The 25345-nt window shown below is 57.8% G+C and carries 24 protein-coding genes; 4 read left to right on the top strand and 20 right to left on the bottom strand.

Annotated elements, in window-relative coordinates; translation table 11 throughout:
- Nucleotide 1 precedes the first annotated feature (1 nt).
- From M0814_RS22665 to rpmH, 20 genes are all read right to left on the bottom strand, one after another.
- Entirely contained in the window at nucleotides 2–778 is a 777-nt protein-coding gene (locus tag M0814_RS22665; protein WP_045122690.1) for a DeoR family transcriptional regulator, read from the bottom strand.
- Between the two features lie 228 nt (nucleotides 779–1006).
- Nucleotides 1007–2374, bottom strand: a complete 1368-nt coding sequence (glmU, locus tag M0814_RS22660; RefSeq protein ID WP_045122691.1) for a bifunctional UDP-N-acetylglucosamine diphosphorylase/glucosamine-1-phosphate N-acetyltransferase GlmU — start codon at nucleotides 2372–2374, stop codon at nucleotides 1007–1009.
- Nucleotides 2375–2491: 117 nt separating this feature from the next.
- Nucleotides 2492–2917: a F0F1 ATP synthase subunit epsilon gene (locus M0814_RS22655; protein ID WP_003229772.1), complete on the bottom strand. Its 426-nt coding sequence runs from the start codon at nucleotides 2915–2917 to the stop codon at nucleotides 2492–2494.
- 45 nt (nucleotides 2918–2962) lie between these two features.
- Nucleotides 2963–4339 carry a F0F1 ATP synthase subunit beta gene (gene atpD, locus M0814_RS22650; RefSeq protein WP_003229774.1) on the bottom strand — a complete coding sequence of 459 codons (1377 nt, stop codon included), beginning with the start codon at nucleotides 4337–4339 and terminating at the stop codon, nucleotides 2963–2965.
- Nucleotides 4340–4366: 27 nt separating this feature from the next.
- Complete coding sequence (atpG, locus tag M0814_RS22645) at nucleotides 4367–5227, bottom strand: F0F1 ATP synthase subunit gamma (protein ID WP_003229775.1); 861 nt, start codon at nucleotides 5225–5227, stop codon at nucleotides 4367–4369.
- Between the two features lie 50 nt (nucleotides 5228–5277).
- The gene (gene atpA, locus M0814_RS22640) at nucleotides 5278–6822 is read right to left on the bottom strand and encodes a F0F1 ATP synthase subunit alpha (RefSeq protein ID WP_003229777.1); all 1545 of its coding nucleotides are present in this window, start codon (nucleotides 6820–6822) and stop codon (nucleotides 5278–5280) included.
- 21 nt (nucleotides 6823–6843) lie between these two features.
- Entirely contained in the window at nucleotides 6844–7380 is a 537-nt protein-coding gene (locus M0814_RS22635) for a F0F1 ATP synthase subunit delta (RefSeq protein ID WP_003229779.1), read from the bottom strand.
- Nucleotides 7381–7392: 12 nt separating this feature from the next.
- On the bottom strand, nucleotides 7393–7863 hold the full coding sequence (locus tag M0814_RS22630) for a F0F1 ATP synthase subunit B (protein WP_003229781.1): 471 nt from the start codon (nucleotides 7861–7863) through the stop codon (nucleotides 7393–7395).
- 59 nt (nucleotides 7864–7922) lie between these two features.
- The gene (gene atpE, locus M0814_RS22625; RefSeq protein WP_003097235.1) at nucleotides 7923–8180 is read right to left on the bottom strand and encodes a F0F1 ATP synthase subunit C; all 258 of its coding nucleotides are present in this window, start codon (nucleotides 8178–8180) and stop codon (nucleotides 7923–7925) included.
- Nucleotides 8181–8313: 133 nt separating this feature from the next.
- On the bottom strand, nucleotides 8314–9183 hold the full coding sequence (gene atpB / locus M0814_RS22620) for a F0F1 ATP synthase subunit A (protein ID WP_003229782.1): 870 nt from the start codon (nucleotides 9181–9183) through the stop codon (nucleotides 8314–8316).
- A 16-nt stretch (nucleotides 9184–9199) separates the two neighbouring features.
- Nucleotides 9200–9607, bottom strand: a complete 408-nt coding sequence (locus M0814_RS22615; protein ID WP_003229783.1) for a F0F1 ATP synthase subunit I — start codon at nucleotides 9605–9607, stop codon at nucleotides 9200–9202.
- A 148-nt stretch (nucleotides 9608–9755) separates the two neighbouring features.
- Nucleotides 9756–10628, bottom strand: a complete 873-nt coding sequence (locus M0814_RS22610; RefSeq protein WP_003229785.1) for a ParB/RepB/Spo0J family partition protein — start codon at nucleotides 10626–10628, stop codon at nucleotides 9756–9758.
- 9 nt (nucleotides 10629–10637) lie between these two features.
- Nucleotides 10638–11435, bottom strand: coding sequence for a ParA family protein (locus M0814_RS22605; protein WP_003229787.1), 798 nt, complete (start codon nucleotides 11433–11435; stop codon nucleotides 10638–10640).
- A gap of 18 nt (nucleotides 11436–11453) precedes the next feature.
- A complete protein-coding gene (gene rsmG / locus M0814_RS22600) occupies nucleotides 11454–12098 on the bottom strand; it encodes a 16S rRNA (guanine(527)-N(7))-methyltransferase RsmG (RefSeq protein ID WP_103484004.1) in 645 nt (214 codons plus the stop codon).
- Nucleotides 12095–13993: a tRNA uridine-5-carboxymethylaminomethyl(34) synthesis enzyme MnmG gene (gene mnmG / locus M0814_RS22595; protein ID WP_103484003.1), complete on the bottom strand. Its 1899-nt coding sequence runs from the start codon at nucleotides 13991–13993 to the stop codon at nucleotides 12095–12097. The genes rsmG and mnmG overlap by 4 nt, the downstream gene beginning before the upstream one ends.
- A gap of 553 nt (nucleotides 13994–14546) precedes the next feature.
- On the bottom strand, nucleotides 14547–15917 hold the full coding sequence (gene mnmE, locus M0814_RS22590; protein ID WP_103484002.1) for a tRNA uridine-5-carboxymethylaminomethyl(34) synthesis GTPase MnmE: 1371 nt from the start codon (nucleotides 15915–15917) through the stop codon (nucleotides 14547–14549).
- 81 nt (nucleotides 15918–15998) lie between these two features.
- Nucleotides 15999–17681, bottom strand: coding sequence for a membrane protein insertase YidC (yidC, locus tag M0814_RS22585; protein ID WP_025112252.1), 1683 nt, complete (start codon nucleotides 17679–17681; stop codon nucleotides 15999–16001).
- A 2-nt stretch (nucleotides 17682–17683) separates the two neighbouring features.
- Nucleotides 17684–17929, bottom strand: a complete 246-nt coding sequence (gene yidD, locus M0814_RS22580; protein ID WP_010565858.1) for a membrane protein insertion efficiency factor YidD — start codon at nucleotides 17927–17929, stop codon at nucleotides 17684–17686.
- Entirely contained in the window at nucleotides 17922–18323 is a 402-nt protein-coding gene (gene rnpA, locus M0814_RS22575; RefSeq protein WP_045122860.1) for a ribonuclease P protein component, read from the bottom strand. Before rnpA ends, yidD begins: the two co-directional genes overlap by 8 nt.
- A gap of 16 nt (nucleotides 18324–18339) precedes the next feature.
- Nucleotides 18340–18474: a 50S ribosomal protein L34 gene (gene rpmH, locus M0814_RS22570; RefSeq protein ID WP_003213577.1), complete on the bottom strand. Its 135-nt coding sequence runs from the start codon at nucleotides 18472–18474 to the stop codon at nucleotides 18340–18342.
- A gap of 566 nt (nucleotides 18475–19040) precedes the next feature.
- Between rpmH and dnaA the strand changes: the two genes are divergently transcribed.
- The 4 genes from dnaA to gyrB are packed head-to-tail and all read left to right on the top strand — an operon-like array spanning nucleotide 19041 to nucleotide 25239.
- Nucleotides 19041–20555: a chromosomal replication initiator protein DnaA gene (gene dnaA / locus M0814_RS22565; RefSeq protein WP_003220200.1), complete on the top strand. Its 1515-nt coding sequence runs from the start codon at nucleotides 19041–19043 to the stop codon at nucleotides 20553–20555.
- Between the two features lie 39 nt (nucleotides 20556–20594).
- A complete protein-coding gene (dnaN, locus tag M0814_RS22560) occupies nucleotides 20595–21698 on the top strand; it encodes a DNA polymerase III subunit beta (protein ID WP_003220202.1) in 1104 nt (367 codons plus the stop codon).
- A 14-nt stretch (nucleotides 21699–21712) separates the two neighbouring features.
- Nucleotides 21713–22816, top strand: coding sequence for a DNA replication/repair protein RecF (recF, locus tag M0814_RS22555; RefSeq protein WP_003220208.1), 1104 nt, complete (start codon nucleotides 21713–21715; stop codon nucleotides 22814–22816).
- Nucleotides 22817–22821: 5 nt separating this feature from the next.
- Entirely contained in the window at nucleotides 22822–25239 is a 2418-nt protein-coding gene (gene gyrB, locus M0814_RS22550; protein ID WP_103484001.1) for a DNA topoisomerase (ATP-hydrolyzing) subunit B, read from the top strand.
- Nucleotides 25240–25345 lie beyond the last annotated feature (106 nt).

Below are 25345 nucleotides of genomic sequence, written 5' to 3'. Positions count from 1 at the left end.
CTTATTTCTCCTGACTGACAGCCGCGCAAATCACGGTGATACCGCGGGCCTGAATCTGATCGCGTGCGTCGATAGGCAGGCGATCATCGGTAATGAGGGTATGGACGCTGCTCCACGGCAGCTCCAGGTTGGGAATCTTGCGGCCGATCTTGTCGGCCTCGACCATCACGATCACTTCCCGCGCCACGTCGGCCATCACCCGGCTCAAACCGAGCAGTTCATTGAACGTGGTGGTACCGCGCACCAGATCGATGCCATCAGCGCCGATAAACAATTGGTCGAAGTCGTAAGAGCGTAGTACCTGCTCGGCCACCTGGCCCTGAAAGGATTCCGAATGCGGATCCCAGGTGCCGCCGGTCATCAGCAGCACCGGCTCGTGTTCGAGTTCGCTCAAGGCGTTGGCAACGTGCAGGGAGTTGGTCATGACCACCAGGCCCGGCTGCAGGCCAAGCTCGGGAATCATCGCGGCGGTGGTGCTGCCGCTGTCGATGATAATGCGGGCGTGCTCGCGAATGCGTTTGACGGCAGCGCGGGCAATTGCCTGTTTGTATTTCGAAACGCTCTGGCCGGGTTCTGCCACCAGTTCCTGCGGCATGGTGATCGCCCCGCCGTAACGGCGCAGCAACAGTCCATGGCTTTCCAGCGCGGCCAGATCCTTGCGGATCGTAACTTCCGATGTTTCGAAGCGCTTGGCCAGTTCATCCACACTGACTTCGCCCTGCTCATTGAGCAAGGCGAGGATGTTGTGCCGGCGTTGGGGCGTGTTGCGTTTCGACATGGCGGCTTAAGTTTCGATTCGAAAGATAACGGAAGCAATCAAAACCTATCGGCCATAAATCGTCAAGCGACAGATCGAAAATTTTAGAAACGACCCAGACGAATGTGGGAGCGGGCTTGCTCGCGAATGCGGAGGGTCAGTCACTGAAATGTGAAACTGAAACACCGCATTCGCGAGCAAGCCTGCTCCCACATTTGGATTCAAGCATTAAGTGCAGCTGTGGATAACTCAGTTCTTCTTGATCTTCTCCGGCCGCTTCCAGCCATCGATATTCTTTTGCCGCGCCCGACCCACGGCTAGCTGCGCGTTATCCACATTTTGCGTGATGGTCGAGCCAGCTGCGGTGGTTGCACCGGACGAGATATCCACAGGCGCCACCAACGAATTGTTGGAGCCGATGAACACGTCCTCGCCCAACACGGTTTTCCACTTGTTGGCGCCATCGTAGTTGCAGGTGATGGTGCCCGCGCCGATATTCGTGCGTGCGCCAATTTCGGCATCGCCCAGGTAGGTCAGATGCCCGGCCTTGGCGCCCTCGCCCATGCGGGCGTTTTTCAGTTCGACGAAGTTACCCACATGTGCGCGTGCTTCGAGCACGGTGCCTGGGCGCAGACGGGCGAACGGACCGGCATCGCTGCCTTCACCGAGAACCGCACCTTCGATGTGGCTGTTGGCCTTGATCACCACACCTTTGCGCAAGGTGCTGTCCTTGATTACACAGTTCGGGCCGATCACCACGTCGTCTTCAATAACAACGTTGCCTTCGAGAATCACGTTGACGTCAATCAGCACATCGCGACCAACGGTCACTTCACCGCGCACATCGAAACGCGCCGGGTCACGCAGGGTCACGCCTTGCGCCATCAGCCGGCGGCCGGCGCGCAACTGGTAATGACGCTCCAGCTCGGAGAGTTGCTTGCGATCGTTGGCGCCCTGCACTTCCATCGGGTCGTGCGGTTGTTCAGTGGCGACCACGAGGCCATCGTTGACCGCCATTTCGATCACGTCGGTCAGGTAGTACTCGCCCTGTGCGTTGTTGTTCGACAGACGGCTCATCCAGTCAGCCAGACGATTGGCCGGAACGGCGAGGATGCCGGTGTTGCCTTCGGTGATTGCGCGCTGAGCTTCGCTGGCATCTTTATGCTCAACGATGGCGGCAACCTTGCCGTTCGCATCGCGCACGATACGGCCGTAACCGGTCGGATCTTCGAGCTCTACCGTCAACAGGCCCATCTGGCCCGGTACGACGTGCTTGAGCAGACGCTGCAGGGTTTCGACTTCGATCAGCGGCACGTCACCGTAGAGAATCAGCACGGTATCGGCACTGATGAACGGCACAGCCTGAGCCGTTGCATGACCAGTACCCAATTGCTTGTCCTGCAGCACGAAATTCAGATCGTCAGCCGCCAGGCGCTCGCGCACCACATCAGCACCGTGACCGATGACCACGTGAATGCGCTGCGGATCAAGCTGCCGCGCGCTGTGGATAACATGGCCAAGCATGGAATTGCCGGCAACCGGGTGCAGCACTTTCGGCAACGCCGAACGCATACGGGTGCCTTGACCGGCCGCGAGGATAACGATTTCGAGAGACATGACTGGCTACCAATCCTGGGTGGTCAGCAACTGCGACCGGGTTGTAAAAATCGGAAAAGAAAAAAGGGTAGCCGAGGCTACCCTTTTTTATCAATCACACAACAAGTGGCTGACGGATTAACCGCCAAACTTCTTGCGGATCTGCTGGACGGTGCGCAGCTGAGCTGCAGCCTCGGCCAGACGTGCGGACGCAGCTCCGTAATCGAAATCTGCGCTCTTCTCGTGCAGAGCAGCTTCGGCAGCCTTGAGGGCTGCTTGAGCCTGAGCTTCATCCAGGTCGGCGGCACGTTGCACAGTGTCGGCAAGAACCTTGACCATGTTCGGCTGAACCTCGAGGAAACCACCGGAGATGTAGAACACCTCGGTTTCCCCGCCTTGCTTGATCAGGCGGATCGGACCTGGCTTCAGATTAGTGATCAGCGGCGCGTGACCCAGAGCGATACCAAGATCACCCAGTGCACCGTGCGCAATCACCATCTCGACCAGGCCGGAAAAGATTTCCCCTTCCGCGCTGACGATATCGCAATGGACTGTCATAGCCATCTGATTGCCTCAACCTAAATTAGCGCCCGTTGCCGGGCGCCGGGATTACAGTTTCTTGGCTTTCTCGATCGCTTCTTCGATGCCGCCAACCATGTAGAACGCTTGTTCTGGCAGGTGGTCGTAGTCACCGTTGAGGATGCCTTTGAAGCCAGCAATGGTGTCTTTCAGGGAAACGTATTTACCCGAAGCACCGGTGAAGACTTCAGCCACGAAGAACGGCTGCGACAAGAAGCGCTGGATCTTACGAGCACGGTTTACCAACTGCTTGTCGGCTTCCGACAGCTCGTCCATACCCAGGATCGCAATGATGTCCTTCAGCTCTTTGTAGCGCTGCAGCACGTACTGAACACCGCGAGCGGTTTCGTAGTGCTCGTTGCCGATCACGTTCGGATCCAGCTGACGCGAAGTCGAGTCCAGTGGGTCTACCGCCGGGTAGATACCCAGGGAAGCGATGTCACGGGACAGAACGACGGTGGCGTCCAAGTGGGCGAAGGTGGTAGCTGGCGACGGGTCAGTCAAGTCGTCCGCAGGTACGTATACCGCCTGGATCGAAGTAATCGAACCTTGCTTGGTCGAAGTGATGCGCTCTTGCAGCACGCCCATCTCTTCAGCCAGAGTCGGCTGATAACCTACTGCCGAAGGCATACGGCCCAGCAGTGCGGATACTTCAGTACCGGCCAGGGTGTAACGGTAGATGTTGTCGACGAACAACAGAACGTCGTTACCTTCGTCACGGAACTTCTCGGCCATGGTCAGGCCGGTCAGAGCTACGCGCAGACGGTTTCCCGGCGGCTCGTTCATCTGACCGTAAACCAGTGCCACTTTGTCCAGAACGTTGGAGTCCTTCATCTCGTGGTAGAAGTCGTTACCCTCACGAGTACGCTCACCCACACCGGCGAACACGGAATAACCGCTGTGCTCGATGGCGATGTTACGGATCAGTTCCATCATGTTTACGGTTTTGCCTACACCGGCACCACCGAACAGACCGACTTTACCGCCCTTGGCGAACGGGCAAACCAGGTCGATAACCTTGATGCCGGTTTCCAGCAGCTCGTTGCCACCAGCTTGTTCAGCGAAGGAAGGAGCGGCGCGGTGGATACCCCAGCGCTCTTCTTCGCCGATCGGGCCAGCTTCGTCGATCGGGTTGCCCAGTACGTCCATGATCCGGCCCAGAGTCGCTTTACCGACCGGTACGGAGATGGCTGCGCCAGTGTTGTTGACGCCCAGACCGCGCTTCAAGCCTTCGGTCGAGCCCATCGCAATGGTACGTACCACGCCGTCGCCCAGCTGCTGCTGAACTTCCAGAGTGGTTTCGGCGCCTTGAACCTTCAAGGCGTCGTAGATGCTCGGTACGCTGTCGCGTGGAAATTCCACGTCGATAACGGCGCCGATGATTTGAACGATACGTCCGCTACTCATAGCTGGATCCTCTGAATATTTGAACCGTTAAACCGCGGCAGCGCCGCCGACGATTTCCGAGATCTCTTGGGTGATCGCAGCCTGACGCGCCTTGTTGTAGATCAGCTGCAAATCGCTGATCAAATCACCGGCGTTGTCGGTAGCGTTCTTCATCGCGATCATCCGCGCAGCTTGTTCGGCCGCGTTGTTCTCGACCACCGCCTGGTACACCTGCGACTCCACGTAGCGCACCATCAAGCCGTCAAGCAGCTCTTTGGCGTCTGGTTCGTAGAGGTAGTCCCAGTGGTGCTTGAGTTCTTGATCCGGGGTCGCCACCAGTGGAATCAACTGCTCCACGGTAGGCTGTTGCGTCATGGTGTTGATGAACTTGTTGGATACCACGGACAGGCGGTCAATACGGCCGTCCAGATAAGCATCCAGCATCACCTTGACGCTGCCGATCAGATCATTGATCGACGGCTCTTCACCCAGGTGGCTGATAGCTGCAACGACGTTACCGCCGAAGTTGCGGAAAAAGGCCGCACCCTTGCTACCCACTACACACAGATCAATCTCGACGCCGTTTTCGCGGTTTACCGCCATGTCCTTGACCAGGGCCTTGAACAGGTTGGTGTTCAAGCCGCCGCACAGACCACGGTCACTGCTCACTACGACATAACCGGCACGCTTTACTTCGCGGTCGATCATGAACGGGTGGCGGTATTCCGGGTTGGCGTTGGCCAGATGCCCAATTACCTGGCGGATACGCTCCGCATAAGGACGGCTAGCTGCCATGCGCATTTGTGCCTTGCGCATTTTGCTGACCGCCACTTTTTCCATGGCGCTGGTAATTTTTTGCGTGCTTTTGATGCTCGCAATCTTACTGCGAATCTCTTTTGCGCCTGCCATGTAACACCTATCAGGTTAGCAAGCGGGAGCCTTGCGGCTCCCGCTGCGGCTTACCAGGTTTGGGTGGCCTTGAACTTCTCGATACCGGCTTTGAGGCCAGCGTCGATTTCGTCATTGAAGTCACCTTTAACGTTGATCTTGGCCATCAAATCGGCGTGATCGCGGTTGAAGTAAGCAATCAGCGCTTGCTCGAAGCTGCCGATCTTGGCGATTTCAATGTCAGTCAGGAACCCACGCTCAGCGGCATACAGCGACAGCGACATGTCGGCGATCGACATTGGCGCGTATTGCTTCTGCTTCATCAGCTCGGTAACGCGCTGACCATGCTCAAGTTGCTTACGGGTCGCTTCGTCCAGGTCAGAAGCGAACTGGGCGAATGCCGCCAGTTCACGGTACTGAGCCAGAGCGGTACGGATACCACCGGACAGCTTCTTGATGATCTTGGTCTGAGCGGCACCACCCACACGGGATACCGAAACACCGGCGTTCACTGCAGGGCGGATGCCCGAGTTGAACATGGCCGATTCCAGGAAGATCTGACCGTCGGTGATGGAAATCACGTTGGTCGGAACGAACGCGGAAACGTCGCCAGCCTGGGTTTCGATGATCGGCAGTGCGGTCAGGGAACCGGTTTTGCCGGTCACTGCGCCGTTGGTGAACTTCTCTACGTACTCTTCCGAAACGCGGGATGCGCGCTCCAGCAGACGGGAGTGGAGATAGAACACGTCGCCTGGGTAAGCTTCACGACCTGGTGGACGGCGCAGCAGCAGGGAAATCTGGCGGTAAGCCACTGCCTGCTTGGACAGATCGTCATAAACGATCAGCGCGTCTTCACCGCGGTCGCGGAAGAATTCACCCATGGTGCAACCGGAGTACGGAGCCAGGAATTGCAGTGCTGCAGATTCCGAAGCGCTCGCTGCAACGATGATGGTGTTAGCCAGTGCACCGTTTTCTTCCAGCTTGCGAACCACGTTGGCGATGGTCGATTGCTTCTGACCGATTGCCACGTAGACGCAGAAAATGCCGCTGTCTTTCTGGTTGATGATCGCGTCGATCGCCAGAGCGGTTTTACCGATCTGACGGTCACCGATGATCAGCTCACGCTGGCCACGGCCGACAGGGATCATGGCATCGACAGCCTTGTAGCCAGTCTGTACAGGCTGGTCTACCGACTTACGCCAGATCACGCCCGGTGCAACTTTCTCGACCGCGTCGGTCTCGGTGTTGCCCAGTGGACCTTTGCCGTCAACAGGGTTACCCAGTGCGTCGACTACGCGACCCAGCAGTTCCTTACCAACCGGAACTTCGAGGATGCGGCCAGTGCACTTGGCGCTCATGCCTTCAGCCAGACTGGTGTATGCGCCCAGTACAACGGCACCTACGGAGTCTTGCTCCAGGTTGAGGGCCATACCGTAGACGCCGCCCGGAAACTCGATCATCTCGCCGTACATGACGTCGGCCAGACCGTGGATCCGCACGATGCCGTCAGATACGCTGACGACAGTGCCTTCGTTACGGGCTTGGGAGGTCACATCGAGTTTTTCGATGCGGCCCTTGATAATTTCACTTATTTCGGAAGGATTGAGTTGCTGCATTGCTCTGCTGCCCCTTCAAACTCAAGATTTCAATGCTTCGGCAAGTTTCGCGATTTTGCCGCGAATCGAGCCATCGATAACCAGGTCGCCGGCGCGGATGACAACACCCCCAATAAGGGATTTGTCTTCCTCGACTTGCAGGCGCACTTCCCGGTTGAGTCGTGCACTGAGAACCTTGGCGAGTTTGTCTTGCTGTTCTTGGTTCAATGCAAAAGCACTGGTCACTTCAACGTCTACCGATTTCTCTTGTTCGGCCTTGTACAGGTCGAACAGAGCGGCGATCTCCGGCAGAAGCGGGAGACGGTCGTTTTCGGCAACGACATTGATGAAATTCTGTGCCTTGGCATCGAACTTGTCGCCGCACACGTCAATGAACGTGGCGGCCTTTTCTGCGCTCGTCAGTCGCGGGGCCTTGAGCACGCGCTGCATGGTGTCGTCTTGCGACACCGCTGCTGCCAGGCCGAGCATGGCTGACCAATTGGCCAGTTGCTGGTGGGCCTGAGCGTGCTCGAAGGCCGCCTTAGCGTAAGGTCGGGCCAACGTGGTCAGTTCTGCCATGATCGCCCTCGCTTAGATTTCAGCAGCCAGTTGGTTAACCAGCTCTGCGTGCGCGTTTTGATCGATTGTGGCACCCAGGATCTTCTCGGCGCCGCCGACAGCCAGCAAGCCCACTTGGGCGCGCAGCTTGTCTTTGACACTGTTCAGTTCCTGTTCGATCTCGGCTTGAGCCTGAACCTTCACACGGTCAGCGTCGACACGGGCTTTTTCAACAGCCTCTTCGACAATCTGGTTACCGCGTTTCTTGGCTTGCTCGATGATTTCAGCTGCCTGAGCTTTCGCTTCGCGCAGTTGCTGACCCGCTTTCTCTTGGGCCAACTCCAGGTCGCGAGCTGCTCGGCTGGCAGCGTCCAGACCATCAGCGATCTTCTTTTGACGTTCGTGCAGAGCAGCGATGACCGGAGGCCATACATACTTCATGCAGAACAGTACAAAAATCAGGAACGCAACGGACTGGCCAATCAGGGTCGCATTAATGTTCACGCCAACACCTCGCAGTTACGTTGTCCATCACACCAAATTACTCGGAAGAATCCGGGTAATTAGCCAGCGATCTGACCAACGAACGGGTTCGCAAAGGTGAAGAACAGAGCGATACCAACACCGATCATGGTTACGGCGTCGAGCAGACCGGCAACGATGAACATTTTAACTTGCAGCATTGGAACCATTTCTGGCTGACGCGCTGCGCCTTCCAGGAACTTGCCGCCCAGCAGGCCGAAACCAATTGCGGTACCCAGTGCGCCCAGGCCGATCAACAGTGCAACAGCGATAGCGGTTAGACCAACTACAGTTTCCATCTTTCCTCCCGACTTTTACGTCGTATGGTTTAGGTTTTTTAGATTAAAGCGGTAAAACAAATCGTTTCAGAGGCCCGTTTAAGAGCCCCCTCCCGTTTGACCGGGAGGGACATCAGATCAGCCGAGGCTGCTCTTAATGGTTTTCTTCGTGCGCCATCGACAGGTAGACGATGGTCAGCATCATGAAGATGAACGCCTGCAGGGTGATGATCAGGATGTGGAACACCGCCCACGCCCACTGCAGAACAACGCCCAGGCCGCTCAGCCAGAGCAGGCCGCTGCCGAACATCACAGCGATCAGAATGAACACCAGCTCGCCGGCATACATGTTGCCGAACAGACGCAGAGCCAGAGAGATCGGTTTGGCGATCAGGGTCACGAATTCCAGCAGGAAGTTCACCGGGATCAGCAGGGCCTGAACGAAGATGTTCTTGCTGCCGAACGGGTGCAGGGTCAGTTCGCCGATGAAGCCGCCGATGCCCTTGACCTTGATGCTATAGAAAATGATCAGTGCGAAAACCGAGAACGCCATGCCCAGGGTCGCGTTCGGGTCGGTAGTCGACACGGCGCGGAACGGGATGTGGTGGTCGCCGGTGATCAGGATGGCCAGCTGAGGAATCCAGTCGACCGGTACCAGGTCGACGGCGTTCATCAGGAACACCCAGACGAAGATGGTCAGTGCCAGCGGTGCGATCACCGGGCTACGGCCATGGAAGCTGTCTTTCACGCTGCCATCGACGAATTCGACCAATACTTCAACGAAGTTCTGCAAAGCACCTGGCTGACCCGAAGTCGCTTTCTTTGCCGCCATGCGGAAAAGAAGAACGAAGATCAGACCCAGCGCGACCGACCAGCCGAGGGTATCGACGTGGAAAGCCCAGAAGCCCATTTCCTTGGCTTCTGCTGCGGTGTGGGCAAAGCCCCAGCCGCCGTTAGGTAGCTGACCGAAGGTCAGGTTCTGCAAGTGGTGCTGGATATAGCCCGAAGCGGTTGTTTCTGCCATGGTTGCCTCAAACGCCCTAAGGTCTCGAAAGTCTTGTTCTCATCAGCAGGGGAGCGAACCAGCTGACCGACTGAGTCAGCACGAAAGCGCCGAATACTGCGATCGGCGCCAATGGCTTCACACCTGCAAACACCAGTGCAAACAGCACTGCCGTCAAAATCAGTTTGCCTGCCTCGCCGGCATAAAATGACCGGACGATGGACTGGGCTGCTCGGGCGCCGGAAAACCGAAATGCCTTGTGAGCGAAATAAACATTGGGCAGCAAGGCTATCAGGCCTCCGCAAAGTCCCGAGTATCCGGCAACGACTCCGTGCCATTGCCAGAGCGCCAAAGCGGCAATGAGCAAAATGACAAATTGAGCCATCAACACCGGAAAAACCGCCAGGCGATGGAACGGCAGGCGGTTTGGCTTGCGGGTTTCCATCACGATTGCTCTCCAATGGTCGGCTGCCGAAATTCAATAACTTGGCATAATTTGTGCCGACAAAATGCGCGCAGAGTATAGGGGCGGTTCTGCCCCTATTCAACTGTCAGGTAGTGATTTCCGACTGCGCGCTACATGAGGAAATGTTTCAGCGGATGTGTGCGAGCACACCTTGAAGCTCATCGAGGGAGTTGTAACCGATCACCAACTGACCTTTTCCCTTCTTCCCGTGGCGAATCTGCACCGCAGAGCCTAGGCGCTCGGCCAGACGCTGTTCGAGCCGGGCGATATCCGGGTCGGGTTTTGCAGCTTCCACAGGCTCCGGTTTACCACTCAACCACTGGCGAACCAGTGCTTCAGTCTGGCGCACAGTCAGGCCGCGTGCGACAACATGTCGCGCCCCTTCCACCTGCTGATTGTCCGGCAGACCGAGCAAAGCCCGGGCATGACCCATTTCCAGGTCACCGTGGGACAGCATGGTCTTGATGACTTCCGGCAGTGCAATAAGCCGCAACAGGTTAGCCACAGTCACGCGAGACTTACCCACAGCCTCGGCAACCTGTTGTTGAGTGAGCTGGAATTCCTGCTGCAGGCGCTGCAAGGCGACTGCTTCCTCGATCGGGTTCAGGTCTTCACGCTGGATGTTCTCGATCAGCGCAATGGCGATCGCGGTTTCATCCGGCACATCACGGACCATCGCCGGGATGGTTTCCTGGCCGGCCTGCTGGCTGGCGCGCCAGCGGCGTTCACCGGCGATGATCTCAAAACGGCCACCGCCAATCGGGCGAACCACGATCGGCTGCATCACGCCTTGTGACTTGATCGACTGGGCCAGCTCTTCCAGCGCCTGTGGATCCATGTCGCGGCGCGGCTGGTATTTGCCACGCTGCAGCAGATCCAGCGGCAGGTGTTGCAGTTCACGGGTATCGGCCTGCGCCGCCTGTTCTTCCAGCGCGCTGACGGTCGGACCACTCAGCAGTGCATCCAGTCCACGTCCGAGACCTCGTTTCTTGACGGCCATGGGGATTCCTTAAGTTGGCTGGGCAGCGGCGATGCGTGAATTTTTGCGCTGACGGCGAACCATCTCGCCGGCCAGGGCCAGGTAGGCCAGAGCGCCGCGCGATTGCTTGTCGTAGGCCAGTGCGGGCATACCGTAGCTCGGTGCTTCGGCCAGCCGGATGTTGCGCGGGATCACCGTGTCGTACAGCTGTTCGCCAAAGTGTTCCTTGAGCTGCGCCGAGACGTCGTTCATCAGGCTCAGGCGCGGGTCGTACATGGTGCGCAGCAAACCCTCGACTTTCAGGTTCGGGTTCAGCAGTTCGGCGATGCGCTTGATGTTATCCACAAGGTCGCTCAAACCCTCGAGCGCAAAGTATTCGCACTGCATGGGGATAATCACCCCATCGGCGGCAACCAGTGCGTTCAGGGTGAGCATCGACAGCGACGGCGGGCAGTCGATCAAAATGTAATCGTAGTTTTCACGGATCGGCGCCAGCGCACTGCGCAGACGGCTTTCCTTCATCTGCATTTCCAGCAGAACCACTTCGGCCGCGGTCAGGTCGCGGTTGGCCGGCAGCAGTTGATAACCGCCGTGCTCGGAGTAGTGCATGGCCTGGGCCAGATCGCATTCGCCGATCAGCAGGTCGTAGACCGAGTTTTCCAGGCCATGTTTATCCACACCGCTACCCATGGTGGCGTTGCCCTGTGGATCGAGATCGATCAACAGCACTCGGCGCTTGGTCGCGACCAGGGATGCTGCGAGGTTGATGCAGGTGGTGGTCTTGCCCACACCACCCTTCTGGTTCGCTATCGCGAATACCTTAGCCATTCTTGCTTGTGTTCCCAATCATGCCGTGCGGCGCAGTATCAGCAGATGGCGTTGGCCTTGGCAACCGGGTACGGCCAAGGCGTGTTCGCTATCGAGTTTGAAGTCTGCCGGCAATGCTACCAGCTCATCGGCCGGATGGACGCCCTTCATTGCCAGCCAGCGCGTGTCGGCATCGCCGAGGTGGCGAGTCCAGTTGGTGAAGTTCTCCATGCTGCTGAACGCCCGGGAAATGATCCCGTTGAATGGCTGGGCAGGCTGGAAGGCTTCGACGCGACTGTGGATAACTTGCAGGTTATCCAATTTGAGTTCGAGTTTGACCTGAGTCAGGAAGCGGGTTTTCTTGCCGTTGCTGTCCAGACAGGTCACTTGCGAGTCCGGATACAGGATCGCCAACGGGATGCCGGGCATGCCGCCGCCGCTGCCGACGTCGAGCCAGCGACGGTTTTCGATAAACGACATCACGCTCAGGCTGTCGAGCAGGTGCCGCGAAACCATTTCGTCGGGATCGCGAACGGCGGTCAGGTTGTAGGCCTGGTTCCATTTGATCAACAGGGCCAGGTAACCCAGCAGCAATTCGTGCTGGGCTGCGCTGAGATTGACACCGAGCTCGCGGGCTCCTGTGGATAACTCTTCGGCGTGTTGCGAAGTGACCTTAGAACTCAAGCGCTTTGCTCCAACTGACGGCCCGCGCCGCGTTTTTTCAAATGAATCATCAACAGCGAAATCGCTGCCGGGGTCACGCCCGGGATCCGCGAAGCCTGGCCGAGCGTCTCCGGACGCGTCGCACCGAGCTTGCTCTGGATCTCCTTGGAGAGACCGGAAATGTTGGTGTAATCGATATCCACAGGCAGTTTCGTGTCTTCACTGGCGCGCAGACGGGCGATTTCGTCCTGTTGACGGTCGATGTAACCGGCGTACTTGGTCTTGATCTCGACTTGTTCGGCAACCTGTGGATCTTCGGCGCCCTGCCCGGTCACTTCGACCAGACCAGCGTAGTCGATTTCCGGACGACTCAAGAGATTGAGCAAGTTGTATTCGTGAGTCAGCGGCGTACCGAATTTTTCCGCAATGGCATCGCCCTGCTGCGTGCCAGGGCGAACCCAGGTGCTTTTCAGGCGCTGCTCTTCGAGTTCGATGCTTTCGCGTTTCTTGCAGAACGCCGCCCAACGCGCGTCATCGACCAGACCCAGCTCGCGACCTTTTTCGGTCAGACGCAGGTCGGCGTTGTCCTCGCGCAGGATCAGGCGGTACTCGGCACGGGAAGTGAACATGCGGTACGGCTCTTGGGTACCGAGGGTGATCAGGTCGTCGACCAGCACGCCGATGTACGCCTCATCGCGACGCGGACACCAGGCTTCTTTGCCCTTGGCACGCAACGCGGCGTTGGCCCCGGCGAGCAAACCTTGCGCACCGGCCTCTTCGTAACCGGTGGTGCCGTTGATCTGGCCAGCGAAGAACAGACCGCCGATGACTTTGGTTTCCAGGCTGTACTTCAGGTCGCGCGGATCGAAGTAGTCGTACTCGATCGCATAACCCGGACGCACGATGTGCGCGTTTTCCATGCCGCGGATCGATTGCACGATCTGCAATTGCACATCGAACGGCAAGCTTGTGGATATCCCGTTCGGGTACAGCTCATGGGTGGTCAGGCCTTCCGGCTCGATGAACACCTGATGGCTTTCCTTGTCGGCAAAGCGATGGATCTTGTCTTCGATCGACGGGCAATACCGTGGACCGATGCCCTCGATTTCGCCGGCAGCGGAATACATCGGCGAACGATCGAGGTTCGCCGCGATGATTTCGTGGGTGCGAGCGTTGGTGTGGGTAATCCAGCAACTGACCTGGCGCGGATGTTGTTCCTTGTTGCCCATGAACGACATCACTGGGATCGGCGTATCGCCCGGTTGCTCGGTCATGACCGAGAAATCCACAGACTTGCCATCAATGCGTGGTGGGGTACCGGTTTTCAAGCGACCGACACGCAGCGGCAGTTCACGCAGACGATGCGCGAGGGCAATCGACGGCGGATCACCGGCGCGACCGCCGGAGAAATTCTGCAAACCGATGTGGATAAGTCCACCGAGGAAGGTACCGGTGGTCAACACCACGGAATCGGCGAAGAAACGCAGACCCATTTGTGTGACAACACCGCGTACCTGCTCTTGCTCGACGATCAGGTCGTCAGCGGCCTGTTGAAATATCCACAGGTTCGGCTGGTTTTCGAGGATTTCGCGGACAGCGGCCTTGTACAGAATCCGGTCGGCTTGCGCACGGGTCGCCCGTACGGCCGGACCTTTGCGGCTGTTCAACACGCGAAACTGGATGCCACCCAGATCGGTAGCCATGGCCATCGCGCCGCCGAGGGCGTCGATTTCCTTGACCAGATGGCTTTTGCCAATGCCGCCGATGGCCGGGTTGCAGCTCATGGCACCGAGGGTTTCCACGTTATGCGTCAACAACAGGGTTTTTGCCCCCATACGTGCTGAGGCCAGTGCTGCCTCGGTACCGGCATGACCGCCGCCGATGACGATCACTTCAAAACGGGAAGGGAAATCCACCACGCACCTCGTGCCTGCTTAAGTAGGTAATTCAGGAATAGTTTGAGATCAGGTTTCTGGACCTGGTCGACAAGTATAGGGACTTCGCCCTTCCTAAAGAACCCTTTGCACAAAATTTAACCAGCTGTGGAGAACTCGGAGTTAAAAGAATAAAAAAGAGAGAAATTTATAAAACCTTTGTTTTTATGTTTATTCTTACTGACCGACCTTTCTGTGGATAGATTGCTACAGGCCTTATTATTCAATGTGTACAGAGTTTCAAAACCCTGTTATCAGGTGCCAATGAGGCCCTTGGATAACCGGTTTAAGCCTGTGGATTAATGGGATGGTTATCCACAGAGGCAGTTATATCCAGTTTTGAGGCCCTGTTATCAACTGACCTCATTGGCAGTTATTCACAGGGCTTAATCCACAGAAATCAGCTGAATGAGTGATTGGCGGGCAACGGAAATCCGCTCAGGGCGAGAGAATCTGCCCGGCACTGGAGAAAGGAATTGAGAAATGAGGAGTGCAGACAGGCCGCGAACGGGCCTGTCTGTGAACAGCAGAAGGGTTATTTGCCGATGCAGAAGCTGGAAAAGATCCGCCCAAGCAGGTCATCGGAGCTGAATGCCCCGGTGATTTCGCCCAGAGAGTGCTGCGCCTGGCGCAAATCTTCGGCCAGTAGCTCACCGGCACCCGCCAAGGTCAGCTGTGCACGACCATGTTCCAGCGCTGCACTGGCGTGGCGCAGAGCTTCCAGATGCCGTCGACGGGCACTGAAGCTGCTTTCCGAGGTTTGCTCGTAGCCCATGCAGGCCTTGAGGTGTTCGCGCAGCAATTCCAGACCTTCGCCGGCGGATTTGGCGCTCAGGCTGAGGGTCACATGGCCATCGTCGCTGACTTCCAGAGCGATTGCTTCACCCGTCAGGTCAGCCTTGTTGCGGATCAAGGTGACCTTGGCCGGATCCGGCCGGGTTTCGAGGAATTCCGGCCACAGGGCAAACGGATCTGCAGCTTCCGGCGCGGTGGCATCGACTACCAGCAGCACCCGATCCGCTTCAGTGATCGCCTTCAACGCACGCTCGACGCCGATCTTTTCCACCTGATCATCGGTATCGCGCAGACCGGCGGTGTCCACCACGTGCAACGGCATGCCGTCGATGTGGATATGTTCGCGCAGGATATCGCGGGTGGTGCCGGCAATCTCCGTCACGATCGCGGCTTCGCGGCCGGCCAGGGCATTCAATAGACTGGACTTGCCGGCATTCGGACGACCGGCGATCACCACGGTCATGCCATCACGCAACAACGCGCCCTGCCCGGCTTCACGCAGCACAGTGGATAACTCTTCACGCACCTTGTCGAGCATGCTCAGCACGTGGCCATCGGCGAGGAAGTCGATTTCCTCTTCCGGGAAGTCGATGGCGGCTTCGACGTAGATGCGCAGGCCGATCAGTTGTTCGGTGAGGTTATGCACACGCTGGGAAAACGCCCCCTGCAGGGAGCGCAAGGCATTGCGTGCAGCCTGTGCAGAACTGGCTTCGATCAGGTCGGCAATGGCCTCGGCCTGAGCCAGGTCGAGTTTGTCGTTGAGGAACGCGCGCTCGCTGAATTCACCCGGACGGGCCAAACGGCAACCCAGTTCCAGGCAACGCTTGAGCAACATGTCGAGAACGATCGGGCCACCGTGCCCCTGCAACTCCAGCACGTCTTCGCCGGTGAACGAGTTGGGTCCCGGGAAATACAGCGCCAGACCTTCGTCCAGCACCTGCCGGTCATCACTGAAAAACGGCCCGTAATGCGCGTAACGCGGTTTCAGTTCGCGGCCGCTGATGGCTTTGGCCGCAACACTGGCCAACGGCCCGGAAATACGGACTATGCCGACACCGCCACGACCTTGAGCGGTGGCGACGGCGGCGATGGTTTCACGAGGTGCGCTCATAAACCGGAATCCAGACAAAAGTGGCAGATAGCAAAACGCCCCACTAGGGGGCGTTTTGAGTGGTGTTATCCACAGAGTAAGTTACGCCTCGGCTTTTTTCGTCGCCGCTTCGATCTTACGCGTGATGTACCACTGTTGGGCAATCGACAGGCAGTTGTTCACAACCCAGTACAGCACCAGACCAGCAGGGAACCACAGGAAGAAGAAGGTGAAGATGATTGGCATCATTTTCATGACCTTCGCCTGCATCGGATCCGGCGGAGTCGGGTTCAGACGCTGCTGGATGAACATGGTCGCGCCCATGATGATCGGCAGGATGAAGAACGGATCCTTGATCGACAGGTCGGTGATCCACAGCATGAACGGCGCCTGGCGCATTTCCACGCTTTCCAGCAGAACCCAGTACAGCGAAAGGAAAACCGGCATCTGCACGAGGATCGGCAAGCAGCCACCCAGCGGATTGATCTTCTCTTTCTTGTACAGCTCCATCATGGCTTGCGACATTTTCTGCCGGTCATCGCCATGCTGCTCTTTCAGTGCAGCCAGTTTCGGCGCCACGGCACGCATGCGCGCCATGGATTTGTAGCTGGCAGCCGACAGCGGGAAGAAGATGCCCTTGATCAGCATGGTCAGGAAGATGATCGACCAGCCCCAGTTACCCACGATCGCGTGGATGTGTTGCAGCAACCAGAAGATCGGCTGAGCGATGAACCACAGAATGCCGTAGTCGACAGTCAGTTCCAGACCTGGGGACAACTCTTTCAGCACGGCCTGGCTTTTCGGACCGGCGTACAGAATGGCGCTGGTTTCAACTTTGGCACCCGGTGCTGCGGTCAGCGAAGGCCCGGTGTAACCGATGATGTAGTTGCCCTTGCTGTCTTTACGCGTCTGAACGATGTTGTTTTCGCCCTTCGGCGCAACCCATGCAGTCACGAAGTAGTGTTGCAGCCAGGCTACCCAGCCACCGGTGACGGTTTCCTTGAGCTGACCTTTGTCCATGTCCTTCATGGACACTTTCTTGTACGGCTCGGAACTTGTCCACAGGGCGGCGCCCAGGTAAGTCGCGGTACCGGTGGCAGTGGTCGACGAAGGGTCGGCACTGGCGTCGCGCTTCAGCTGGGCGAACATCGAACCCGACCAAGGCTGAGCGCTCTGGTTATCCACAAGGTAGGTCACGGTCACGTCATACAGGCCGCGTTTCAGGGTGAAACGCTTGATGTAGTTGACGCCGTCCTTGCTGAACTTCAGGTCGACGACCAGTTGGTCCTGACCGTCAGCCAGTTGATAACTTTTCTTCTCCGAGGAGTAAACCGGACGACCGGCCGGGCTTGCGTCCGGACCGTTGGTGCCGATCAGGCCGCTTTGTGCCAGATAAGTACGCTCGCCGCCGTTGTCGAACAGCTGAAACGGCACATCAGGACGGTCCTGACGACGTGGATACAGTGGCAAAGTCAGTTGAGCAACGTCACCGCCCTGTGGATCGATCGCCAGATCGAGCACGTCGGTTTTGACCTGGATCAGATCCTTGCTGGCAGCGACCGGAGTTTCCACAGGCGCGCTGGTATCGCTTGCGGCACGCGGAATATCGTCACTGGCGGAAGCGTTATTGCCAGGAACGGTGTCCGGCAAACCGGATGCAGTCGTACTGGAAGCAACATTCTGAGTCGGCAGGGCAGCCTGGCCATAGTCCTGGTTCCATTTAAGAACCATAACGTAGGACACGATTGCCAGGGCGACGATCAGGATCGTGCGTTTGATATCCATGATTACTCGGCCATCGAAGAAGAACGGGAGGTAGGGATAGGTGGAACCGGGTCATAACCACCGGGATTCCACGGATGACAGCGACCTAAACGACGAAAGGTCAGCCAGCCACCGCGCAGAAGGCCATGATTTTCGATGGCTTCTAACGCGTAGCAGGAACAACTGGGGTAGAAACGACAGTGATCAGCCATCAGGGGACTAATGGCATAGCGATAAAACTGGATCGGAACGAGGGCCAGTTTACGCATCTGGACTGTCTACCCCTACAGTTTCGGTGTTGACTGCTGGAACTGGCTTGTTACGGGCCAGGCGCTTCCAGAGTTTGCCGAAATGCTGAATCAATTCGGGGTTTTCTACATCGCCCAAACCTTTACGCGCGACGATAACGATGTCCCAGCCGACCAGTGAGTCCTGGTGCAGACGGAACGATTCGCGCATCAGACGTTTGAGGCGATTGCGCTCAACGGAGAGCTTTACGCTCTTTTTCCCGATAACCAGCCCGAGACGGGGGTGATCGAGATCGTTGTTGCGCGCAAGGAGCAGGAGATTTTTCCCCGGAACCTTGCCGGTAGGGGAGTCAAAGACTGCCTTGAAATGCCGGGGGGTAAGCAGACGCTTTTCCCGACTGAAGTCCTGACTCACCTCCAGTGCCGGATTATCAAACTGCCAGACGCGCACGACCTTTGGCGCGGCGACGCGACAGGACGGCACGACCGTTCTTGGTAGCCATGCGAGCACGGAAACCGTGGGTACGAGCGCGTTTGATAGTGCTTGGTTGGAAAGTACGTTTCATGTCGTGTTACCTGGTTCGTCCACAACGGGCCGGAATGGCCCCCGTTTTAAGAGACCGGGGATTCTAGAGAAAGCAAGCCTTCAGGTCAATTTCCAACCAACGTTTCCTTATAAATAGATATCTGGAGCATCCAGAACCAAGACCTTGCCTGCCAAACATAAAAATAAAGAAGGGAATTATTTAAAGCTTTTCTGTAAAGCTTATAAAAGCTAGGGCGACAGTCTTCTGTGGATAACCATGTTCAGCCCTTGTCTGGCTTGATGTACAGAGAATGACAACTACAGTGGAAAACCGTGGTCAGCCTGTGCTGCGCTGTCGGATAACCTGTGTGTGGAACCGTCAGTTATCCACAGGCGGGTTATCCACCGAGTTCCACCCCCAGTTGTCCAGTGCCCTCAGAGGCGGTTATCCACAGAGCTTATTCACACACCGTTGGTCGCCTTTTTACCGGTTAACGCATTGATTAATCATGGTCACCACACAACCTGCATGTGGATAAGTGGACGGCTCGCCGTTACAATGGCCGCTTGTTTTTGCCTCACCGGCTTTCAACTTAGGGGATATCCGTGTCAGTGGAACTTTGGCAGCAGTGCGTGGAGCTTTTGCGCGAGGAGCTGCCTGCCCAACAATTCAACACCTGGATCCGTCCACTACAGGTCGAAGCCGAAGGCGACGAGTTGCGCGTCTACGCACCGAACCGTTTTGTGCTGGACTGGGTCAACGAAAAGTACCTCGGTCGCGTCCTTGAACTGCTGGATGAGCACGGCAACGGCATGGCTCCAGCGCTCTCCTTATTAATAGGCAGCAAACGCAGCTCGGCACCGCGCGCCGCGCCGAATGCACCGTTGGCTGCGGCGCAAGCTCAGGCCAATGCCGCGCCGGCCAGCCCGCCAACGCCAGCGCCGAGCGCAGCCCCGGCCAAGCGCTCGACGCAGAAAACCGAGGAAGTCAGTGAAGAGCCGTCCCGCGACAGCTTTGATCCGATGGCCGGTGCGGCGTCGCAACAGGCCCCGGTTCGCGCCGAACAGCGCACTGTGCAGGTCGAAGGCGCGCTCAAACACACCAGCTACCTGAACCGCACCTTTACCTTCGAGAACTTCGTCGAAGGCAAGTCCAACCAGCTCGCCCGTGCGGCGGCCTGGCAAGTAGCGGATAACCCGAAGCACGGCTACAACCCGTTGTTCCTTTATGGCGGCGTCGGCTTGGGTAAAACCCACTTGATGCACGCGGTGGGTAACCATCTATTAAAGAAGAACCCGAATGCCAAGGTCGTGTACCTGCATTCCGAGCGCTTCGTGGCCGACATGGTCAAGGCGCTGCAACTGAACGCGATCAACGAGTTCAAGCGTTTCTACCGTTCGGTGGACGCGTTGTTGATCGACGATATTCAGTTCTTCGCCCGTAAAGAGCGTTCCCAGGAAGAGTTTTTCCACACCTTCAACGCCCTGCTCGAAGGTGGCCAGCAGGTCATTCTCACCAGTGACCGCTACCCGAAAGAAATCGAAGGCCTTGAAGAGCGCCTCAAATCGCGTTTCGGCTGGGGCCTGACGGTTGCCGTCGAGCCGCCGGAACTGGAAACCCGCGTGGCGATCTTGATGAAGAAGGCCGACCAGGCCAAAGTCGAGTTGCCGCACGACGCGGCGTTCTTCATTGCCCAGCGAATTCGTTCCAACGTCCGCGAGCTGGAAGGAGCGCTGAAACGCGTGATCGCCCACTCGCACTTCATGGGCCGCGATATCACCATCGAGTTGATTCGCGAATCCCTGAAGGACTTGTTGGCACTGCAGGACAAACTGGTCTCTGTGGATAACATTCAGCGCACTGTCGCCGAGTACTACAAGATCAAGATTTCCGACCTGCTGTCCAAGCGCCGTTCGCGTTCGGTGGCTCGTCCGCGTCAGGTGGCCATGGCATTGTCCAAGGAACTGACCAACCACAGCCTGCCGGAAATCGGCGATGTGTTTGGTGGTCGCGACCACACGACGGTGTTGCACGCCTGCCGCAAGATCAACGAACTTAAGGAATCCGACGCGGACATCCGCGAGGACTACAAGAACCTGCTGCGTACACTGACCACTTGATGAACACCAGCGCAGCTTATTAAGGCAAGGGACTAGACCATGCATTTCACCATTCAACGCGAAGCCCTGTTGAAACCCCTGCAACTGGTCGCAGGCGTCGTCGAGCGCCGACAGACCTTGCCGGTACTGTCCAACGTGCTGTTGGTCGTCGATGGCCAGCAACTGTCGCTGACCGGTACCGATCTGGAAGTCGAGCTGGTGGGGCGCGTGCAACTCGAAGAGCCGGCCGAAACCGGTTCCATCACCGTGCCTGCGCGCAAGCTGATGGACATCTGCAAGAGCCTGCCCAACGACGCGCTGATCGACATCAAGGTCGACGAGCAGAAGCTGGTCGTGAAGGCCGGCCGTAGCCGTTTCACCCTGTCGACCCTGCCGGCCAACGATTTCCCGACGGTTGAAGAAGGCCCGGGTTCGCTGACCTGCAGCCTGGAGCAGAGCAAACTGCGTCGTCTGATCGAACGCACCAGCTTCGCCATGGCCCAGCAGGACGTGCGCTACTACCTCAACGGTATGCTGCTGGAAGTTTCGGCCGGTGTGATCCGCGCCGTGGCCACCGACGGTCACCGTCTGGCGATGTGCTCGATGCAGGCCGATATCGGTCAGCCGGATCGCCATCAGGTGATCGTGCCGCGCAAGGGTATTCTTGAACTGGCGCGTCTGCTCACCGAGCCGGATGGTAACGTCAGCATCGTTCTGGGTCAGCACCACATCCGCGCCACCACCGGCGAATTCACCTTCACCTCGAAGCTGGTCGACGGCAAATTCCCGGACTACGAGCGCGTTCTGCCGAAGGGCGGCGACAAGCTGGTACTGGGCGATCGTCAGGCCCTGCGTGAAGCGTTCAGCCGTACCGCGATTCTGTCCAACGAGAAGTACCGCGGCATCCGTCTGCAACTGGCCAACGGTCAGTTGAAGATCCAGGCCAACAACCCGGAGCAGGAAGAAGCGGAAGAAGAAGTGGGCGTTGAATACAACGGCGGCTCGCTGGAAATCGGCTTCAACGTGAGCTATTTGCTCGACGTGCTGGGCGTGATGACCACCGAGCAGGTTCGCCTGATCCTGTCCGACTCCAACAGCAGTGCGCTGGTGCAAGAGTCCGACAATGACGACTCGGCTTATGTTGTCATGCCGATGCGTCTGTAATCAGCTGACCCTGGATGTCCTTAAGTCGTGTTTCGGTCACCGCGGTGCGCAATCTGCACCCGGTGACCTTCTCCCCCTCCCCCCGCATCAACATTCTTTACGGCGCCAACGGCAGCGGCAAAACCAGTGTTCTGGAAGCCATTCATCTGCTGGGGCTTGCCCGTTCGTTTCGTAGCACGCGGCTGTTGCCGGTCATCCAGTACGAACAACTCGCCTGCACCGTGTTCGGGCAGGTCGAATTGGCCGAGGGTGGCCACAGTGCGTTGGGGATATCTCGCGACCGTCAGGGAGAGTTCCAGATCCGCATCGACGGGCAGAACGCCCGCAGCGCCGCGCAACTGGCAGAAATCCTGCCGTTGCAGCTGATCAACCCCGACAGCTTTCGCCTGCTCGAAGGTGCGCCGAAGATTCGCCGGCAGTTTCTGGATTGGGGTGTGTTCCACGTCGAACCGCGTTTCATGGCGACCTGGCAGCGTTTGCAGAAGGCCTTGCGCCAGAGAAACTCCTGGCTGCGGCATGGTACACTTGACGCCGTTTCGCAAGCGGTTTGGGACAGGGAACTGTGCCAGGCCAGCGCTGAAATCGATGAATACCGCCGCGCTTACATCAAAGCCTTGAAACCAGTCTTTGAACAAACCTTGAGCGAACTGGTTGAGCTTGAAGGTTTGACGCTCAGCTATTACCGAGGCTGGGACAAGGACCGGGAATTGAGTGCCGTATTGGCTGGATCCGTGCAACGGGACCAGCAAATGGGTCATACCCAGGCCGGACCGCAACGGGCTGATTTGCGTCTTAGATTGGGCGCACACAATGCCGCGGACATCTTGTCCCGGGGTCAGCAGAAACTGGTGGTCTGTGCCTTGCGAATTGCCCAGGGGCATCTGGTGAGCCAGGCCCGACGCGGCCAGTGTATTTATCTGGTGGATGACTTACCGTCCGAGCTGGACGAGAGCCACCGTCGCGCGCTGTGCCGCTTGCTGGAAGACTTACGCTGCCAGGTGTTCATCACCTGTGTAGATCACGAATTATTGAGGGAAGGCTGGCAGACGGAAACGCCAGTCGCTCTGTTCCACGTGGAACAGGGCCGTATCACCCAGACCCACGACCATCGGGAGTGAAGGCATTGAGCGAAGAAAATACGTACGACTCAACGAGCATTAAAGTGCTGAAAGGCCTGGATGCCGTACGCAAACGTCCCGGTATGTACATTGGTGACACCGACGATGGCAGCGGTCTGCACCACATGGTGTTCGAGGTGGTCGACAACTCGATCGACGAAGCCCTCGCTGGCCACTGCGACGACATCAGCATCATCATCCACCCGGATGAGTCCATCACCGTCAAAGACAACGGCCGTGGCATCCCGGTAGACGTGCACAAAGAGGAAGGCGTTTCCGCCGCCGAGGTCATCATGACCGTCCTCCACGCTGGCGGTAAGTTCGACGACAACTCCTACAAGGTATCCGGCGGTCTGCACGGTGTAGGTGTTTCGGTAGTGAACGCCCTGTCCGAAGAGCTGGTACTGACCGTACGCCGCAGCGGCAAGATCTGGGAACAGACCTACGTCCACGGTGTACCTCAGGCGCCGATGGCGATCGTTGGCGACAGCGAAACCACTGGTACCCAGATCCACTTCAAGGCTTCCAGCGAAACCTTCAAGAACATTCACTTCAGCTGGGACATCCTGGCCAAGCGCATTCGTGAACTGTCCTTCCTCAACTCCGGTGTCGGCATCGTCCTCAAGGACGAGCGCAGCGGCAAGGAAGAACTGTTCAAGTACGAAGGCGGCCTGCGTGCGTTCGTTGAATACCTGAATACCAACAAGACTGCGGTCAACCAGGTGTTCCACTTCAACATCCAGCGTGAAGACGGCATCGGCGTGGAAATCGCCCTGCAGTGGAACGACAGCTTCAACGAGAACCTGTTGTGCTTCACCAACAACATTCCGCAGCGCGACGGCGGTACTCACCTGGTGGGTTTCCGTTCCGCACTGACGCGTAACCTGAACAACTACATCGAGCAGGAAGGTCTGGCGAAGAAGCACAAAGTCGCCACCACCGGTGATGATGCCCGTGAAGGCCTGACCGCGATCATCTCGGTGAAGGTGCCGGATCCGAAGTTCAGCTCGCAGACCAAAGACAAGCTGGTGTCTTCCGAAGTGAAGACCGCGGTCGAGCAGGAGATGGGCAAGTACTTCTCCGACTTCCTGCTGGAAAACCCGAACGAAGCCAAGCTGGTCGTCGGCAAGATGATCGACGCGGCCCGTGCCCGTGAAGCGGCGCGCAAGGCCCGTGAGATGACCCGCCGCAAAGGCGCGCTGGACATCGCCGGTCTGCCGGGCAAGCTCGCTGACTGCCAGGAAAAAGATCCTGCGCTGTCTGAACTGTACCTCGTGGAAGGTGACTCCGCGGGCGGCTCTGCCAAGCAGGGGCGTAACCGCAAGACCCAGGCGATCCTGCCGCTGAAGGGCAAGATCCTCAACGTCGAGAAAGCACGCTTCGACAAGATGATCTCGTCCCAGGAAGTGGGCACGCTGATCACCGCACTGGGCTGTGGTATCGGGCGCGAAGAGTACAACATCGACAAGCTGCGCTATCACAACATCATCATCATGACCGATGCTGACGTCGACGGTTCGCACATCCGTACCCTGCTGCTGACCTTCTTCTTCCGTCAGTTGCCGGAGCTGATCGAGCGCGGCTACATCTACATCGCCCAGCCGCCGCTGTACAAGGTCAAGAAAGGCAAGCAAGAGCAATACATCAAAGACGACGACGCCATGGAAGAGTACATGACGCAGTCGGCCCTGGAAGATGCGAGCCTGCACCTGAACGAAGAGGCCCCGGGCATTTCCGGTGAAGCGCTCGAGCGTCTGGTCAACGACTTCCGCATGGTGATGAAGACCCTCAAGCGTCTGTCGCGCCTGTACCCGCAGGAACTGACCGAGCACTTCATCTACCTGCCGGCCGTGAGCCTGGAAATGCTCGGCGACCACGCGAAGATGCAAGACTGGCTGGCTCAGTACGAAGTACGTCTGCGCACCGTCGAGAAGTCGGGTCTGGTCTACAAGGCCAGCCTGCGTGAAGATCGTGAACGTGGCGTGTGGCTGCCAGAGGTCGAGCTGATCTCCCATGGCCTGTCGAACTACGTCACCTTCAACCGCGACTTCTTCGGCAGCAACGACTACAAGACCGTCGTCACCCTCGGCGCTCAACTGAGCACCCTGCTCGACGACGGCGCGTACATCCAGCGTGGCGAGCGCAAGAAAGCGGTCACCGAGTTCAAGGAAGCCCTCGACTGGCTGATGGCCGAAAGCACCAAGCGCCACACCATCCAGCGCTATAAAGGTCTGGGCGAAATGAACCCGGATCAGCTGTGGGAAACCACCATGGACCCAAGCGTGCGCCGCATGCTGAAAGTCACCATCGAAGACGCCATTGGCGCAGACCAGATCTTCAACACCCTGATGGGTGATGCGGTCGAACCTCGCCGTGACTTCATCGAGAGCAATGCGCTGGCGGTTTCCAACCTGGACTTCTGATCCAGTTCAGTGACCGTTCGGGCACCCTCTAGGGCGGCCTGCCAAAGCAAGAGAAAGCCCGCGCAAGCGGGCTTTTTTTTACGTACGATACAGCTCGATTTCTGCC

This window comes from Pseudomonas sp. MWU12-2020, assembly GCF_023100605.1.
Lineage (GTDB): Bacteria > Pseudomonadota > Gammaproteobacteria > Pseudomonadales > Pseudomonadaceae > Aquipseudomonas > Aquipseudomonas fluorescens_H.
The sequence above is the reverse complement of the archived record's forward strand: the minus strand, read 5'-3'. Positions and strand labels throughout refer to the sequence as shown.

What these genes read in the sequence shown, in the direction of transcription:
- atpG (WP_003229775.1), bottom strand. Translation starts at nt 5,227, where the DNA reads ATGGCAGGCGCAAAAGAGATTCGCAGTAAGATTGCGAGCATCAAAAGC.
- M0814_RS22615 (WP_003229783.1), bottom strand. Translation starts at nt 9,607, where the DNA reads ATGGAAACCCGCAAGCCAAACCGCCTGCCGTTCCATCGCCTGGCGGTT.
- atpA (WP_003229777.1), bottom strand. Translation starts at nt 6,822, where the DNA reads ATGCAGCAACTCAATCCTTCCGAAATAAGTGAAATTATCAAGGGCCGC.
- dnaN (WP_003220202.1), top strand. Translation starts at nt 20,595, where the DNA reads ATGCATTTCACCATTCAACGCGAAGCCCTGTTGAAACCCCTGCAACTG.
- atpD (WP_003229774.1), bottom strand. Translation starts at nt 4,339, where the DNA reads ATGAGTAGCGGACGTATCGTTCAAATCATCGGCGCCGTTATCGACGTG.
- M0814_RS22655 (WP_003229772.1), bottom strand. Translation starts at nt 2,917, where the DNA reads ATGGCTATGACAGTCCATTGCGATATCGTCAGCGCGGAAGGGGAAATC.
- M0814_RS22635 (WP_003229779.1), bottom strand. Translation starts at nt 7,380, where the DNA reads ATGGCAGAACTGACCACGTTGGCCCGACCTTACGCTAAGGCGGCCTTC.
- atpB (WP_003229782.1), bottom strand. Translation starts at nt 9,183, where the DNA reads ATGGCAGAAACAACCGCTTCGGGCTATATCCAGCACCACTTGCAGAAC.
- M0814_RS22610 (WP_003229785.1), bottom strand. Translation starts at nt 10,628, where the DNA reads ATGGCCGTCAAGAAACGAGGTCTCGGACGTGGACTGGATGCACTGCTG.
- yidC (WP_025112252.1), bottom strand. Translation starts at nt 17,681, where the DNA reads ATGGATATCAAACGCACGATCCTGATCGTCGCCCTGGCAATCGTGTCC.
- glmU (WP_045122691.1), bottom strand. Translation starts at nt 2,374, where the DNA reads ATGTCTCTCGAAATCGTTATCCTCGCGGCCGGTCAAGGCACCCGTATG.
- atpE (WP_003097235.1), bottom strand. Translation starts at nt 8,180, where the DNA reads ATGGAAACTGTAGTTGGTCTAACCGCTATCGCTGTTGCACTGTTGATC.
- rpmH (WP_003213577.1), bottom strand. Translation starts at nt 18,474, where the DNA reads ATGAAACGTACTTTCCAACCAAGCACTATCAAACGCGCTCGTACCCAC.
- yidD (WP_010565858.1), bottom strand. Translation starts at nt 17,929, where the DNA reads ATGCGTAAACTGGCCCTCGTTCCGATCCAGTTTTATCGCTATGCCATT.
- recF (WP_003220208.1), top strand. Translation starts at nt 21,713, where the DNA reads ATGTCCTTAAGTCGTGTTTCGGTCACCGCGGTGCGCAATCTGCACCCG.
- M0814_RS22665 (WP_045122690.1), bottom strand. Translation starts at nt 778, where the DNA reads ATGTCGAAACGCAACACGCCCCAACGCCGGCACAACATCCTCGCCTTG.
- M0814_RS22605 (WP_003229787.1), bottom strand. Translation starts at nt 11,435, where the DNA reads ATGGCTAAGGTATTCGCGATAGCGAACCAGAAGGGTGGTGTGGGCAAG.
- mnmE (WP_103484002.1), bottom strand. Translation starts at nt 15,917, where the DNA reads ATGAGCGCACCTCGTGAAACCATCGCCGCCGTCGCCACCGCTCAAGGT.